This window comes from Halothece sp. PCC 7418, from assembly GCF_000317635.1.
Taxonomy (GTDB): Bacteria; Cyanobacteriota; Cyanobacteriia; order Cyanobacteriales; family Rubidibacteraceae; genus Halothece.
Window position 1 is genome coordinate 2,378,801 of sequence record NC_019779.1, and the last position, 15,652, is coordinate 2,394,452.

Here is a 15,652-nt window from a genome sequence, read left to right on the forward strand (position 1 = left end):
AAGTTTATGGCTCGGTGAAGACCGTTCTTTGTTCTTTTCTCTATCCTCGCTTCTGGATTCCCAGTTCCCTAAAGACTAAGGACTAATGACCAATCAATCTTCTTCCATCATTTCCGCAAAGAAATCAATGGTATTTTTTAACGCTGTAATAAAGCCATCAATTTCGTCTTTGGTGTTATAGAAATAAAGACTCGCTCTCGCGCTTCCAGCAATTCCTAAAACCGTATGTAACGGTTGCGTACAATGATGACCCGAACGAATGGCAACTCCTTCATAATCTAACAAGGGGGCTAAGTCATTAGCGTGTAAATTTTCCACATTAAATGCAGCAAGGGCTGCTCTTCCTTTTCCTTCTGCTGTTGGTTTGGGGCCATAAACTCTTAAGTTGGAAAAGCCTGCTAATTGGTGGAATAAATAAGCGGTTAATTCTTCTTCGTAGGCATGAATTTTGTCCATGCCAATTGCAGTTAAATAATCTACTGCTGCCCCTAAGGCAATGGCTTCCGCGATCGCAGGGGTTCCTGCTTCAAATTTATGGGGTAATTCCGCACAAGTGAAAGCATCTAACGACACTTCTCCAATCATTTCACCACCGCCTAAAAAAGGAGGCATTGCATTTAATAAATCTTCCTTTCCATATAAAAAACCAGCCCCTGTCGGACCACACATTTTATGTCCACTGGCCACTAACCAATCACAACCCATTGCTTGCACATTTATGGGAAGATGAGGCACGCTTTGACAAGCATCAATTAATACTTTTGCCCCTTTTTCTTTTGCTACCCGTGTAATTTCTTCAACGGGATTAATACAGCCTAAGGTGTTAGAAACATGAACAAGCGCAACTAATTTTGTTTTGTCAGAAAGCAGGTTGTTATACTGTTCTAAATCTAAAGTTTCTTCTTCTGTTAAACCGACGTGCTTGAGAACCGCACCCGTTCTTTGTGCAACCATTTGCCACGGAACAATATTACTATGATGTTCCATGACCGAGGTAATAATTTCATCACCCGGTTGGAGATTATTTAAAGCCCAACTATAAGCAACTAAATTAATTGCTTCGGTGGCATTACGAGTGAAAACAATTTCATTGCGAGAACTGGCGTTGACAAATTGGGCAACTTTATCCCGTGCGCCTTCAAAGGCTTCTGTTGCTTTTGTACTTAAACTGTGTGCGCCCCGATGAACATTAGAATTGGTATATTCATAGTATTCATCTAAGGCTTTGATGACAGATAAAGGCTTTTGAGAAGTGGCAGCATTATCAAAATAAATGAGGGGATGCCCATTGAATTCTTGGTTAAGAATGGGAAAATCAGCACGGACTTGGCTGGCTAAAGAAGGAGTGGTTGCAATGGTCATAGAGTCTAGTGAATAAATCGGTTTTGCAAACGACTAAATAATTGATCGCGCAGGGAAGAAACGGTAATTTCTTCAATGATTTCCGCAGCAAAAGCATTAATTAATAAGTTCGTTGCTGCATTACTATCTAAGCCTCGACTACGCAAATAGAATAACTCATCAGCTTCGAGTTGACTGACGGTTGCGCCATGAGAACATTTCACATTATCCGCAACAATATTTAATTCGGGTTTCGTATCCACATGGGCTTTCTCTGACAGGAGGAGGTTACGGTTGAGTTGCGCTGCGTCTGTCTGTTGGGCTGCTTGCGGAACAAACATTTTCCCGTTAAAAACGCCTCTTGCGGAATCATCTAAAATACACTTATGCAACTGATCGGCGCTGCTGTGAGGATGACGGAACGCGATCGCGCTGTGAGTATCTAACAGTTGCTGACCATTCCCCAAGGTTAACCCATGTAATTTGGTATGCACCTGCGTTCCCGTTTGAAACACATCGAAATCATGACGAGAAATTTGTCCGCCTAAACTGATCGGATACCCTGCATAGCGACTATCTTGGGCTTGAGTCACTGCGGTTTTCGCAATGTGGAAGCTATTGAAAGCCTCATCTTGTAAGCGGATATGATTCACTTCTGCGTTTCCTGCTAACCAAATCTCACTCACAGGATTACACAAATAAGGTGCAGCATTTTCCGACGAGAGACTCGCGTATTGTTCAATCAGGTTCACTTTCGCGCTAGTATCCGCCACCACCAGCAAACGCGGTTGCATGAACTGGGAGGTATCATTCCCCACTGCTAAAAATAGCACCTGGATCGGGGTTTCTACTTCTGTATTCGCTGCAACCCATACAATCCCGCTATCTTCAAACCCTGCGGTATTCAACGCCGTAAATAACTCTTCTCCCCCTTCTTGTTGAGTGAGATAGTCTGTAACTTGCGACTGTTGATGCACATCCAAGTTTCCTAGACTCGTCAGCGTCACACCACTAGGAAGCTGATCCAGTTGCGAAAGTTCAGGAGAAAAGCGACCATTGACAAACACTAACCGCGCTGAGGAGGCTTCAGGAATGAAAAACTGACTTGCACTTTCAGGGTTAACCGCCACCGCTTGACTTCCTTGAAACGGATGGTCTAACAATGGCGATAAATCAGTAAAGCGCCATTCTTCATCTTTGCGGTGAGGAAAACGAGATTCAGCTACCCAGTTGGCCGCTTCCTGCTGTCGTTTTTGCAGCCAAGCCGTAAACGTGGAGTCCTCTTCTGCAACGACATTATTTTCATGACGTTGACTTAATAAATGATTGAGAAAATGATCTTGATTCGTAATTTTTTGATCCTGAGAAGAAACTGACATACTCATTCCTAAGCCGTAACCTCCTGTTGTGGCGCGTACTGTTCATATAACCAGTCATAGCCATTTTCTTCGAGTTGTAGGGCTAATTCCTTACCGCCACTGGTAATGATTTTTCCGTCTCCCATGACGTGAATATAGTCGGGTTCAACATAATTTAACAAACGCTGATAGTGGGTAATCATCACGGTTGCATTTTCAGGGGTCGCCAGTTGGTTTACGCCATTAGCAACAATTCTTAACGCATCAATATCTAAGCCAGAATCCGTTTCATCTAAAATTGCTAGACTAGGTTCTAGCAGGGCCATTTGTAAAATCTCGTTGCGTTTCTTCTCTCCCCCGGAGAAACCTTCGTTGAGACTCCGTTCTAAGAAGCTGGGATTCATTTTAACGATTTCCAGCTTTTCTTCCACTAAATCTTCAAAATCAAAAGCGTCTATTTCTTCTTTTCCTTGCGCTTTACAGTGAGAATTGTAAGCCACGCGCAAGAAGTCTAAGTTACTCACCCCAGGAATTTCTAAGGGATATTGAAACGCGAGAAAAATACCTTTTAAGGCGCGTTCATCGGGTTCTAATTCTGCGACGTTTTCCCCTTTATAGATAATCTCTCCCGAGGTAATTGTATAGTCAGGATGACCCGCTAAAACTTTGGATAGGGTACTTTTTCCCGAGCCATTTCGCCCCATGATGGCATGGATTTCGCCAGCTTTCACTTCTAGATTCACCCCTTTTAAGATTGGGGTGTCTTCTACTTTGGCGTGTAAATTTTTAATCGATAAAATAACTTCGCTATTTTCGTTAATCATATTTTGTTATTTGTTATTTGTTATTCGTTCTTTATTCCGAATTCAAAAAGGATGAAAGTAGCCAAGGCTAGAATTCCTCACCTATATGTCAAATTGTCAATATCCCTCTAACCTTGGTCTAGTAAGTGTCTTGTTGAAGTTGATAAAAGTGAATGTAGTTGAGTTTTTCAGTCCCAACCCACTAATCATCTAACAATAAACCACGAACGATGAACCATGAACCAATGACTAATGACCAATGACTGATGACCAAATTACCCAACCGAATTTTCTAACTTCAACGCCAGCAATTTATCGGCTTCTGCTGCAAATTCCATCGGTAACTGATTGAACACCTCTTTACAGAAACCACTGACAATCATCGAAACCGCATCTTCTTCTGAAATTCCCCGTTGGGCAAAATAGAAGAGTTGATCTTCTCCAATTTTAGCGGTGGAGGCTTCATGTTCCACTTTCGTACGGTTATTATCTACTTGGATATAGGGGAACGTATTGGCTTCTGCTTGATCCCCAACTAACATGGAATCACACTGAGAGTAATTTCGTGCACCATCAGCTTTGGGTCCCATTTTCACTAAACCCCGATAGCTGTTTTGAGAATGACCCGCAGAAATTCCTTTCGAGATAATCGTACTCTTGGTATTTTTCCCAATATGGATCATTTTCGTACCCGTATCAGCTTGTTGATAGTTGTTGGTTAGCGCGATGGAATAAAACTCACCGACAGAGTTATCACCAGCTAACACGCAACTGGGATATTTCCAAGTCACCGCAGAACCAGTTTCTACTTGGGTCCAAGAGATTTTAGAATTTTTCCCTTTACACAGTCCACGCTTGGTGACAAAGTTATAGATTCCGCCTTTTCCTTCTTCGTCACCAGCAAACCAGTTTTGAACGGTAGAATATTTAATATCGGCATCATCTAAAGCAACCAGTTCAACAATGGCAGCATGAAGCTGGTTGGAGTCGTACATGGGCGCGGTACAGCCTTCTAAATAGCTAACAGAAGCCCCTTCTTCGGCAACGATGAGCGTCCGTTCAAATTGTCCCGCTTCGTCTGTATTGATGCGGAAATAGGTAGAAAGTTCCATCGGGCATTGTACGCCTTTAGGAACATAAACAAATGATCCGTCACTAAATACCGCCGAGTTTAAAGCAGCGAAGAAGTTATCACCACTGGGAACAACGCTACCAATGTATTTTTTCACTAACTCGGGATATTCTTGGAGGGCTTCGGAAATGGAACAGAAAATGACCCCTTCTTCAGCGAGTTTTTCTTTAAATGTCGTCGCAACGGAAACGCTATCAAAGATGGCATCAACCGCAACATTACCGAGGCGTTTTTGTTCGGAAAGGGGAATCCCTAACTTTTCAAAGGTTTCGAGGAGTGCGGGATCTACTTCGTCTAAACTTTCTTTCTTCTCTTCTTTCTTTTTCGGCGCGGAATAGTAGATAATATCGTTAAAATCAATAGGCTTATAACCGACGTGCGCCCAGTTCGGTTCTGTCATCTTCAACCACTGACGATAGGCTTTGAGGCGGAAATCTAACATGAACTCAGGTTCATTCTTTTTCGCTGAGATCATGCGGATGATATCCTCGTTGAGTCCACGGGGTAAGGTTTCGGTTTCAATGTCAGTGACAAAACCGTATTTGTAGGGTTGGTTGAGTAAGGTTTTGGTTGCAGTCATGGACGTTCGTGTTTCCTCAGTTAAGCTAAGCGTCGTTTTTATAGTTTCCTTGGGATCGCTTCCATTCTCAGGTGAGCGACTTACGAAACGTATTTGTTGTTTAACTATTTTTAGGCTACATTAACAACAAAGATGTTGTCAAATTATTTTAAGATTAGGAGGCGATCGCGCAGATGAATTCAAAAACGATGACAGCAACCCGCCAGAGTTCAACGAAACAGGGGATTTTACGGTATATTCTCAAGCAAGGACAAGCCACCGCCCAAGATCTTGCAGAAGTTCTCGAAATTAGCCCCCAAGCAACCCGCCGACATCTCAAGGAGTTGGGATCAGAAGGCTTAGTCTATCACGAAGCGGTACAAAGTGGGATGGGACGACCCCAATATCTGTATCAACTCAGTGAAAAAGGGCGCGATCGACTCCCTCATGATTATGGTGAGTTTGCTGTTTCTTTTCTCCATACCCTCGCCGAAACCGCAGGAGAAGAACAAGTTCAAGCCGTTTTAGAAAAACAATGGCAACGAAAAGCGGATGATTACCGCGATAAAATTGGGACTGGAGACTTAGAACAACGGATTGCGAAGTTGGTAGAATTACGACAAGCAGAAGGCTATATGGCAGAGTATCATCCGTTGGAAGAATATCAGGATAGCCCAAAACCGAAGTTTTTCTTATTTGAACACAACTGTGCGATTTCTAGTGTTGCTGAATCTTATCCCAGTGTTTGTGGGCATGAATTAGAAATGTTTTCTGCTGTACTTCCTGATTGTACTGTGGAGCGAACGCACTGGCTGTATCACGGCGAACATCGCTGTGGCTATTTGATTCAGTTAAAAGTTTAGTCATTAGTCATTGGTCATTAGTCATTGGTCATTAGTCATTGGTCATTGTTAGATGATTCATCCTTTTTAGATTGAGAACAAGGAACGAAGAACAAATAACGAAGAACAAATAACAAAATATTTATGACACAAGATAGTTCCATTCAATTTTTAACCGAAGAAGAATCTTTAGAAGTGGATAAAGCCTTGCTTTCTTCCCCAGAAAAGTTTTTAACGCGGTTAACGATTTCTTCTTTAAGATTACTGAAAACGATCGCGCAAGAAGAAGGGGTTGCTGTGGAGGATTTAACCCCAGAACAGATTATTGCTTGGTTTGAAAAAGATGGCAAAATTAGGCGAGAACAAGGGATTGAAGCAGCTACTTTGAAATGGTAATTGGACTCTGAGTAACTGGTCATTGGTAACTGAAGAAAAAAGTTGCGCGATCGCGCCATGGACTATCATAATAATCGGAAACAGGACAACAGCCAACCTGGCTCATCAGTTTCAATCGAATCCAGCCCATCCCTGACTCAATGACAAATTCCACTCGACAACGAGAACCCCTGACGAATTTAATCCTTTACCATCTTTTCAAATGGTCGGTGGTCAGTCCCGCATTTAATTTTTACTTTCGAGGGAAACTGTACGGTCGAGAAAATGTTCCTCAAACAGGAGGATTAGTGGTCGTGAGCAATCACGCTAGCTTATTCGATCCCCCTCTCTTATCTTGTTGTGTTGGTCGCCCTGTGGCTTATATGGCAAAAGAGGAGTTATTTGAAGTTCCGATATTAAAACACGCGATCGCGCTGTATGGGGCGTATCCTGTTAAACGGTCACAAGCGGATCGTAGTGCGATTCGGGCTGCGCTGAAAACCTTAGAACAAGGGTGGGCTGCTGGAATTTTTCTCCAGGGAACACGCACGGTTGATGGACGGATTACACAGCCGAAACTGGGTGCAGCGATGATTGCAGCCAAGGCGCAAGTTCCTATTTTACCCGTTAGTCTCTGGGGAACGGAAAAAATCCCGCAATCGGGAACGCCTTTTCCTGCGATTACTGCGCGTATTGCGGAACCCCTTCCTCCTCCTATTTCTAGTCAGCGTGAGGTTTTAGAAAGTGTTACCCAAAAATGTGCAGATATTATCAATACAATGCACGCCCAAGGGCGATGATCTTGATCGGAATTAATCAGTTCAATGGTTTTGTTGACAGTTTTTTAAAAACCATGGAGTTGGGAAACTCATCCACAAACAAGGGTTGAGGGAGATAAGGATAATGTTGATGGTTTTCGAGGAAGCGTTTGTAGTTTAGCGGGAGAGTGTTTTCCTTTGGAGATAAATCTTCGATCGATTTTTCAAATAATTGTGCGTCTTGGCAGTAGTTGGGATAAGATTCTAAGTTAAATAAGCGTGTCATGATCAGTTATCAATCAAGAATGAATAAGGATGTTGTTGGTTTTTGTTTCTCTCTACCCTATATATCCCCCCCCTTTCCAAGGGGGGTTAGGGGGGATTAACTAGGAGTGAAAGGATGTTGTTGGGTTTCTACGACTGTCTGTCACTGTCAGGGAAATGTTGTCATCGCTCACAGAAATGGTTGTCTGTAACTGATTGTCTGGAGGGAAAATATCGGCGGGTTTTAGGTAAGGAAAGGGGATTTCTAGAGTTGTGGAATTAGTAGTAAGGATAGCGCGATCGCGCCCTTAAATTACCCGATCTTCCTCTAACTAATGCAATGTCGATTTTGTACTTTTCTTACGATTTCTTTTCAGAATGTATCCATTGGTCATAACATAGACATTGGGAATTCTGCGATCCACTACTGGTCTCTTACTGGGTCGGTTGTCCTGTGGCTGATCTGAGAGAAGAAGAAATCTTGATTTGAGATTCCACGTTGACCAACGGTCACGCGCAGGCGCCTTCCGTGACAGAAGGCGTAATCTTTGACCTGCAACCGATAAGACTTCTCCAAATTACGTTACAGTAGAGGGTTAGTGGTTTGTATTGAGATCAAAAACTAAGCAATAATTAACACTACTTAATATGACAGTCACCGCAGAAACTCCTCCGATTTCGCAAAAAGCACGCCGTCGCGTCGTGTTTCCCTTTACCGCCATTATTGGTCAAGATGATATGAAGTTAGCGTTATTACTCAATGTCATCGATCCTAAAATTGGTGGGGTGATGATTATGGGCGATCGCGGAACGGGTAAATCCACCACCATCCGTGCCTTAGCTGACTTACTCCCCGAAATTGATATTGTCGCTGGTGATGCTTTTAATAGTCATCCTGATGACCCCGATTTGATGAGTGAGGAAGTTCGCACCAAATGGGAACAAGAAGAACCCCTGACAACAGTTAAACATAAAGTCCCGATGATTGACCTTCCCCTCGGTGCAACGGAAGACCGTGTTTGCGGAACGATTGATATCGAAAAAGCGCTTTCTGAAGGGGTAAAAGCCTTTGAACCAGGACTACTAGCCAAAGCCAACCGAGGCTTGTTATATGTGGATGAGGTGAACCTTTTAGATGACCATCTCGTTGATGTTCTGTTAGACTCAGCAGCTAGTGGCTGGAATACAGTGGAACGGGAAGGGATTTCCATTCGTCACCCAGCACGGTTTGTTTTAGTCGGATCGGGAAACCCAGAAGAAGGAGAACTACGTCCGCAACTATTAGACCGCTTTGGGATGAATGTAGAAGTGCGAACCGTGAGAGATCCAGAACTGCGCGTTAAAATTGTTGAGCAGCGATCGGAGTTTGATCAAAACCCCCAAGAATTTACTCAGCACTACCAAGAACAGCAAACTGATTTACAACAAAAGATTGTACAGGCGCAAGAGTTACTGCCTCAAGTGCAGATGGAATATGATTTGCGGGTGAAAGTGTCTCAGGTTTGTGGAGAATTAGATGTGGATGGCTTGCGCGGTGATATCGTAACCAACCGCGCTGCAAAAGCACTGACTGCACTGGAAGGACGCACTGAAGTCACCGTTGAAGATATCCGTCGGGTGATGCCTTTCTGCTTGCGCCACCGCTTGCGGAAAGATCCGCTAGAATCCATTGATTCTGGATATAAGGTCGAGAAGGCGATCGCGCAAGTCTTTGGCTTGGAATTAGAAGAAGAAGACAACTAACCCTGAAACCAGTAACTGTACCTGAAACCAGTTGCTGGTTTCAATCTGCAATCCAATCCTTAAAAACCAACTCAATCACTAATTACTTATTCTTAGAACTCTGGCAATTAACCACAAGTCACCGCCCCCAGAGTGTAAATGTTTATTAAAAAATAAAAACAAATCTATTCAATAACAACAAATACAGACACTTTTTAATAAAACTAGAAATAAGACTATCTGTAATCCCCCTTGTCACTCAATTGACACGGAAAGTACCTTAAGAAAATCTAAAGAAACTAGGATTAAACCAATGAACGACTTACAAAAATATCAGTTCAAATGCACTCTCACCTTTGGTGATATTTATGGGCAAATCATTGTCTGGTTAATTGTTATCTTTATCAGTTTAGCCACTGCGCTTGCTCTGTGGAGTAGTGAACGGCAAATTTATGCTCTGGCTACAGTCGGACTGATTCTCGTCCTTTCTCTTCCCTTCTTACTATTTGCCTTTGTGACTACTCTCTTTAACCATATTCAAGTGACTCCGTTAGAAGAACACGCAACCAGCAAAAAACGGAGTCAACCGCCAGAAAGCGGGAAAAAAGCAGCAACCTCGACAAGTTAAATTTAATCATTACTTTAGGTTTAAGTGAATGCGGGATTAATCATAGTTATCTGCAGTTTTACAAGACCAATCGCAAAAAATGAAAGCTAAATTTGGTCTTAAAGTTAGAAGGCTGTTAGACAATGTCTCCTTATGATTGTAAATAGGAAATCTCCTAGAAATTACAATCCTCCATAACTGCGTTGAACGCACATCCAAGGAAAAAACTATGGTTAATCCCGCGCAATCTCCCAGTTTAGACCGAGATTGCACTACCCTATCTCGTCATGTTTTACAAGAGCTCCAGAGCTTTTCTGCACAAGCCCAAGATATCAGTGCGCTGATGAACCGCCTGGCTTTGGCGGGTAAACTGATTTCCCGACACTTGAGTCGAGCGGGAATTGTAGAAGGAGTCTTAGGCTTTACTGGGGACACAAACGTCCAAGGCGAATCTGTCAAACGGATGGATGTTTATGCCAATGATGTCTTTATCTCTGTCTTGAAGCAAAGTGGGTTAGTCTGTCGCCTTGCTTCCGAGGAAATGGATACCCCGTACTATATCCCTGAAAACTGCCCGATTGGACGCTATACCCTACTCTTCGATCCCATTGATGGCTCATCCAATATTGATACAAATTTGAGTGTGGGTTCAATTTTCTCCATTCGGCAACAAGAAGGGGATGATGTGGATCAAAGTGCAAGTGACCTGTTACAAAACGGACATAAACAAATTGCTGCGGGTTATATCCTGTATGGAGCAAGTACCAAGCTGGTCTATTCCCTCGGCAACGGGGTACATTCCTTTACCCTTGACCCCAGCTTAGGAGAATTTATTCTTGCCGAAGAAAATATGCAAATCCCAGAATCGGGGTCTGTATATAGTCTCAATGAAGGAAACTTTTGGCAATGGGATGAACCAATCCGTAATTATGTCCGCTATGTACATCGTCAGGAAGGGTATAGCGCCCGTTATGGAGGAGCGTTAGTCGGGGATTTTCACCGCATTCTCCAGCAAGGAGGCGTTTTTCTCTATCCAGGTACGGTGAGTAAACCAGAAGGCAAGTTACGCTTGTTGTATGAGTCCGTTCCTCTTGCCTTTTTAGTTGAACAAGCCGGTGGTAAAGCCAGTACAGGGACAGAAAACATCATGGATCTTGTGCCAGAGAAACTTCATGCACGGTCTCCGTTGGTGATTGGCAGCCCGAAGAATGTTGAGTTAGTGGAATCTTTCTATCAAGAACAAAGCACCAGTTCTCAAGAACCTGCTATGGCGGATTAATTCTGATCAACTTACCGATCGCGCCTTATGAATCAGGCAAACAGTTCCGCTCTCTGAGCGTTGCTCACAAAAAAATTATAAGGAGGAATGACAATCATGACTGCAGCAGAACAAAATTTAATCCTGCAAATCGAAAAAGAGTATGGTCAAAGTGTCTGGATGGATAACCTCAGTCGTGACATTATCCGTTCTGGCGAACTCAAAAAATTAACCGAAGAACGGGGTATTCATGGCATTACTTCCAACCCGACCATTTTTGAAAAGGCGATCGCGGGGAATCATATTTATGATGCGGATATTGAAGCCAGAATTAAAGAAGGCAAATCCGTCCAAGGGATCTATGAATCCCTCGTCTTTGAAGACATCCGAGAAGCCTGCGATACCCTGCGTCCGATTTATGATGAAACCAATGGACTAGATGGCTATGTCAGCATCGAAGTCCCGCCAACGATCGCGCAGGATACCGAAACCACCCTCAGCGAAGCCCGTCGCTATTTCAAAGAAATTGATCGGGAAAATGTCATGATTAAGATTCCTGGCACCCCCGAAGGCTTACCAGCAGTAGAAGCAGCGATCCGCGATGGCATTAATGTTAATGTCACCCTGTTATTCTCCGTGCAAAGTTATGTTGACACCGCTTGGGCATATATTCGCGGTTTAGAAAAGCGCGTTGAAGATGGCAATGATATCAGTCAGATTGCCTCTGTCGCCAGTTTCTTCCTCAGTCGGATTGATGTGAAAATCGACAAAATGATCGATGAGAAAGTGAAAGGGGAAGACGAAGAAGCCACCAAAGCGAAGTTAGAAGCGATTAAAGGCAAAGTAGCGATTGCCAACGCCAAGATTGCCTATCAAGAGTTCAAGAAAATCTTCGGCAGCGATCGCTGGAAAGCCCTAGAAGCAAAAGGCGCTCACGTGCAACGCCTCCTCTGGGCAAGCACTGGCACGAAAAACCCAGACTACAGCGATGTCATGTATGTGGATGAATTAATCGGCAACAACACCGTGAATACCATGCCACCAGACACCATTGAAGCCTGTACCGATCATTGTCATCCTGGCGATCGTATCGAAACCGAGATCGATGAAGCGTACCAACTCATGGAAACCCTCAAAGATCCCGAAGTCAACATCGACTTAGATCAAGTCATGGCTGAGTTACTGGAAGAAGGCATTGACAAGTTTGTTAAACCTTACGAATCTCTCTTGTCTTCCCTCGAAAATAAAGTGAAGCAACTTGCCGCAGTATAACCCAATCCTTTCCCTCACCCTAGCAAGTGAGGGCTTTCTTACCCCTTCTCTCGATTAGAGGGGGACTTATTAATATCACCAATAACCGATAACAAATAACCAAAATATGGTAGCAGTTAAAGAAAATCCCCTTCGCATTGGCTTACAACAAGAGCGCATCCCTGAACCCGCCATTATGGTGATTTTTGGCGCGTCAGGAGACTTAACGCAACGGAAACTCGTTCCCGCCCTCTACCAACTGAAACGAGAACATCGGCTTCCAGCAGAATTAACTATTGTTGGTGTCGCCCGTCGCGATTGGAGTCATGACTATTTCCGTGAACAAATGCGCGAAGGCGTTGAGAATTATTCCACTGGGATTGGTAACGAAGAACTTTGGAACGATTTTGCTGAGGGGCTGTATTACTGTTCTGGCAACATGGATCAAGAGGAAAGTTACCAGAAATTAAAAGCCTTTTTGCAAGAATTAGATGGCAAACGAGGAACTAGAGGTAATCGGGTTTTTTATTTGGCGGTTTCTCCCAAGTTTTTCCCAGAAGCCATTAATCAGTTAGGGAATGCGGGAATGTTGCAAGACCCGAAAAAACATCGTCTGGTCATTGAAAAGCCCTTTGGGAAAGATTTAGCCTCCGCTCGGTCTCTTAATCGCACGGTGCAAAAAGTTTGCTATGAAAACCAAGTTTATCGCATTGATCACTATTTAGGGAAAGAAACGGTTCAAAACTTGTTAGTGTTTCGGTTTGCCAATGCCATTTTTGAACCGTTATGGAATCGGCAATTTGTGGATCATGTACAGGTTACGGTTGCGGAAACCGTGGGCGTAGAAGATCGCGCAGGCTACTATGAAACCTCTGGGGCATTACGGGATATGGTGCAAAATCACCTGATGCAACTGGTTTCTCTCACTGCCATGGAACCGCCTAATTCCCTGGATGCCGATAGTATTCGCACGGAAAAAACTAAGGCACTAGAGTCATTTTATCTCGCAGATCCCCACAACTTAGATCGCTGTGCCATTCGCGGACAATATAGTGCAGGCTGGATGAAAGGAAAATCAGTGCCTGGCTATCGCAAAGAAAATGGCGTTGATCCGAACTCCACCACCCCCACCTTTGCTGCGTTAAAATTATATTGCGATAACTGGCGTTGGAAAGGCGTTCCCTTTTATATCCGCACAGGGAAACGGTTACCCAAGAAAGTCACCGAAATTGCGATTCAGTTTCGAGAAGTGCCTTTACTGATTTTCCAATCCGCAGCGCAACAAACCAACCCCAATGTTCTAACAATGCGGATTCAGCCCAATGAAGGAATTTCTCTGCGGTTTGAAGCCAAAATGCCAGGACCTGAATTAAGAACGCGCTCTGTAGATATGGACTTTAGTTATGGGTCATCCTTTGGCATGGCGACGGCTGATGCGTATAATCGTCTCTTATTAGATTGTATGTTAGGGGATCAAACCCTCTTTACCCGATCCGATGAAGTGGAAGCAGCTTGGCGAGTGATTAGCCCCGCCCTCCACGCTTGGGATGAAGCTAGTGATCCGACGTTGGTTCCCCAATACGAAGCCGGAACCTGGCAACCTGCAGAAGCGGAAGCGTTAATGAATGCCGATGGTCGCAATTGGCGACGACTCTAACTTAACTGGATTTCAGTGATAATAGTAATTTGAGGAACAATCTAATATGACACAATCTCCACCCCTTCTTTCTCTACAGCATCCGAAAGATGTTTCTTTGGAAGAAATTGAAGACGAACTGGATCAAATTTGGCAAGTGAATCGTACTGGGGAAGATGGTGCGCTCGCGACCCGGGCGACCACGTTTACCATGGTTGTTTATGAATCGGAAGCCAAGTCTCAAGATAGTGAAGTTGCAGAAGCCATTGCAGCAGCGAACCCTTGTCGGATTATTACGCTTTATCCTCAAACGGGAGAAGATGAAGGGGTTTCCGCACAAGTTTCTGCTTATTGTCCGATTCAAAAGCAAGGAAGTAACAGCTTAGTTTGTTGTGAATATATCAATCTCACTGGGACTCCCACCGCATTAGAACGGATTGCAGGGATGATTTCGGCGTTAATGCTCAGCGAACTTCCCAAATTCCTCTGGTGGAAAGATGTTCCAGCCCCTGAATCTAGCCTTTTTCAACGCCTAGCAGACAATAGTGATATTATTATTGTTGATTCCAGTAGCTTTGCCGAACCAGAGGAAGAACTTTACTGCATTGGTCAAGTTCTCAAAGAAGGCATGGTTTTTGCTGACCTGAACTGGCGACGGTTAGCAGCATGGCAAGAATTAACCGCCGAAGCCTTTGATCCGCCAGAAAGACGCAGTGCTTTAACGGAAGTGGATCGCGTCACCATTGACTATGAACAAGGGAATCCCGCCCAAGCGTTAATGTTTTTAGGCTGGTTAGCGTCCCGCTTACAGTGGGATTCCATCAGTTATGAATATGAGGGCGGAGATTACGATATCCGTCGCGTTAAGTTTACCAATGACGAACAAAAAGAAGTGGAAGCGGAATTAGCTGGAATTCCTGTAGAAGCAGGTGATATTCCAGGGGATCTGATTAGTTTACGTCTCAGTTCCACTAACTTAGAAGCCGATTGTTGCACGGTTCTCTGCTCTGAAACCACAGGCTGTATGCGGATGGAAGCAGGTGGTGGTGCTCAATCCTGTCGCATTCAGCAAGTGACTCCATTGTTTGATCAAAAGACAGAACAACTTTTAACGAAGCAGTTACAACGCTGGGGACGGGAAGTTCTCTATGAAGAAAGCATGGCTTGTACTTATGAGATGTTAAAGTTGCGGTCTAATTCCTAAATCCAATCAAACAATAACTTGATTTCCCCCAACTTGGGGGACTTTTCTTTTTCTAGAACAAATATAGCGCTATGCGCTGGGGAAAGGGAAAAGGTAATCCATAAGTGGGTTTTTGAGTTCTCCATTGATTAAAATTCAATGGATTCACTCTTGTTGTGACTCAATGGATGGTAACTGAGCCCCTCAACAAGTTCGGGGTATCACTTGTCGAAGTTAAAATCACATTTCGTCACTTCCTTTCCCACACTCAAGAATGGGAGACAGACCTTGACGCTTGGTTAACCTTAGCTGTGTCCTTACCTGTTCAATTAGCCCGTTTGGGTTTTTCACCATTAAGTTTAGGGCTATTTTTAGAATCGTAACATAAAATGACACAAAAGGCTGAAGCCTTTAAGGGCCATTCATGAGGGGCTGTGTGCGGAGGTTTCCTCCGCACCTAGAAAGCCTCGTCCATCCGTTTCAAACGGATGGCTCTCTGACTGTTTTCCTGTAGATTTTCATCTGTCCTAACCCGAATGAGTAGTGCTATATTGTCTCATTCT

General features: G+C 43.8%; 14 protein-coding genes. 9 read left to right on the plus strand and 5 right to left on the minus strand.

The genetic code is table 11. The annotated features are described in order from the left end of the window. Nucleotides 1-93: 93 nt before the first annotated feature. From PCC7418_RS10675 to sufB, 4 genes are all read right to left on the minus strand, one after another. A complete protein-coding gene (locus PCC7418_RS10675) occupies nt 94-1,362 on the minus strand; it encodes a SufS family cysteine desulfurase (RefSeq protein ID WP_015226192.1) in 1,269 nt (422 codons plus the stop codon). A gap of 5 nt (nt 1,363-1,367) precedes the next feature. Then, nucleotides 1,368-2,720, minus strand: coding sequence for a Fe-S cluster assembly protein SufD (sufD, locus tag PCC7418_RS10680; RefSeq protein WP_015226193.1), 1,353 nt, complete (start codon nt 2,718-2,720; stop codon nt 1,368-1,370). An 8-nt stretch (nt 2,721-2,728) separates the two neighbouring features. Continuing rightward, nucleotides 2,729-3,523 (minus strand): Fe-S cluster assembly ATPase SufC, encoded by a 795-nt coding sequence (gene sufC, locus PCC7418_RS10685; RefSeq protein ID WP_015226194.1) that lies wholly within the window; start codon nt 3,521-3,523, stop codon nt 2,729-2,731. A gap of 254 nt (nt 3,524-3,777) precedes the next feature. Beyond that, nucleotides 3,778-5,214, minus strand: coding sequence for a Fe-S cluster assembly protein SufB (gene sufB / locus PCC7418_RS10690; RefSeq protein ID WP_015226195.1), 1,437 nt, complete (start codon nt 5,212-5,214; stop codon nt 3,778-3,780). Nucleotides 5,215-5,402: 188 nt separating this feature from the next. Between sufB and sufR the strand changes: the two genes are divergently transcribed. From sufR to PCC7418_RS10705, 3 genes are all read left to right on the plus strand, one after another. Continuing rightward, a complete protein-coding gene (gene sufR / locus PCC7418_RS10695) occupies nt 5,403-6,056 on the plus strand; it encodes an iron-sulfur cluster biosynthesis transcriptional regulator SufR (RefSeq protein WP_041596237.1) in 654 nt (217 codons plus the stop codon). A 123-nt stretch (nt 6,057-6,179) separates the two neighbouring features. Next, nucleotides 6,180-6,431: a hypothetical protein gene (locus tag PCC7418_RS10700; protein WP_015226197.1), complete on the plus strand. Its 252-nt coding sequence runs from the start codon at nt 6,180-6,182 to the stop codon at nt 6,429-6,431. Between the two features lie 140 nt (nt 6,432-6,571). Further along, nucleotides 6,572-7,210 (plus strand): 1-acyl-sn-glycerol-3-phosphate acyltransferase, encoded by a 639-nt coding sequence (locus tag PCC7418_RS10705; protein ID WP_015226198.1) that lies wholly within the window; start codon nt 6,572-6,574, stop codon nt 7,208-7,210. 16 nt (nt 7,211-7,226) lie between these two features. Here the strand turns inward: PCC7418_RS10705 and PCC7418_RS10710 are convergent, their stop codons facing one another. Further along, nucleotides 7,227-7,454 carry a hypothetical protein gene (locus PCC7418_RS10710; protein WP_015226199.1) on the minus strand — a complete coding sequence of 76 codons (228 nt, stop codon included), beginning with the start codon at nt 7,452-7,454 and terminating at the stop codon, nt 7,227-7,229. 626 nt (nt 7,455-8,080) lie between these two features. Here PCC7418_RS10710 and bchI point away from each other — a divergent pair. The 6 genes from bchI to opcA all read left to right on the plus strand — a co-directional run bounded on the left by bchI (nt 8,081) and on the right by opcA (nt 15,110). Then, on the plus strand, nt 8,081-9,175 hold the full coding sequence (gene bchI, locus PCC7418_RS10715; protein WP_015226200.1) for a magnesium chelatase ATPase subunit I: 1,095 nt from the start codon (nt 8,081-8,083) through the stop codon (nt 9,173-9,175). Between the two features lie 292 nt (nt 9,176-9,467). Next, a complete protein-coding gene (locus PCC7418_RS10720) occupies nt 9,468-9,782 on the plus strand; it encodes a hypothetical protein (RefSeq protein ID WP_015226201.1) in 315 nt (104 codons plus the stop codon). Between the two features lie 208 nt (nt 9,783-9,990). After that, the gene (fbp, locus tag PCC7418_RS10725; protein ID WP_015226202.1) at nt 9,991-11,040 is read left to right on the plus strand and encodes a class 1 fructose-bisphosphatase; all 1,050 of its coding nucleotides are present in this window, start codon (nt 9,991-9,993) and stop codon (nt 11,038-11,040) included. Between the two features lie 96 nt (nt 11,041-11,136). Then, entirely contained in the window at nt 11,137-12,291 is a 1,155-nt protein-coding gene (gene tal, locus PCC7418_RS10730; protein WP_015226203.1) for a transaldolase, read from the plus strand. Between the two features lie 106 nt (nt 12,292-12,397). Continuing rightward, nucleotides 12,398-13,927: a glucose-6-phosphate dehydrogenase gene (gene zwf / locus PCC7418_RS10735; protein WP_015226204.1), complete on the plus strand. Its 1,530-nt coding sequence runs from the start codon at nt 12,398-12,400 to the stop codon at nt 13,925-13,927. A 46-nt stretch (nt 13,928-13,973) separates the two neighbouring features. After that, on the plus strand, nt 13,974-15,110 hold the full coding sequence (gene opcA / locus PCC7418_RS10740; RefSeq protein ID WP_015226205.1) for a glucose-6-phosphate dehydrogenase assembly protein OpcA: 1,137 nt from the start codon (nt 13,974-13,976) through the stop codon (nt 15,108-15,110). Nucleotides 15,111-15,652: the final 542 nt, after the last annotated feature.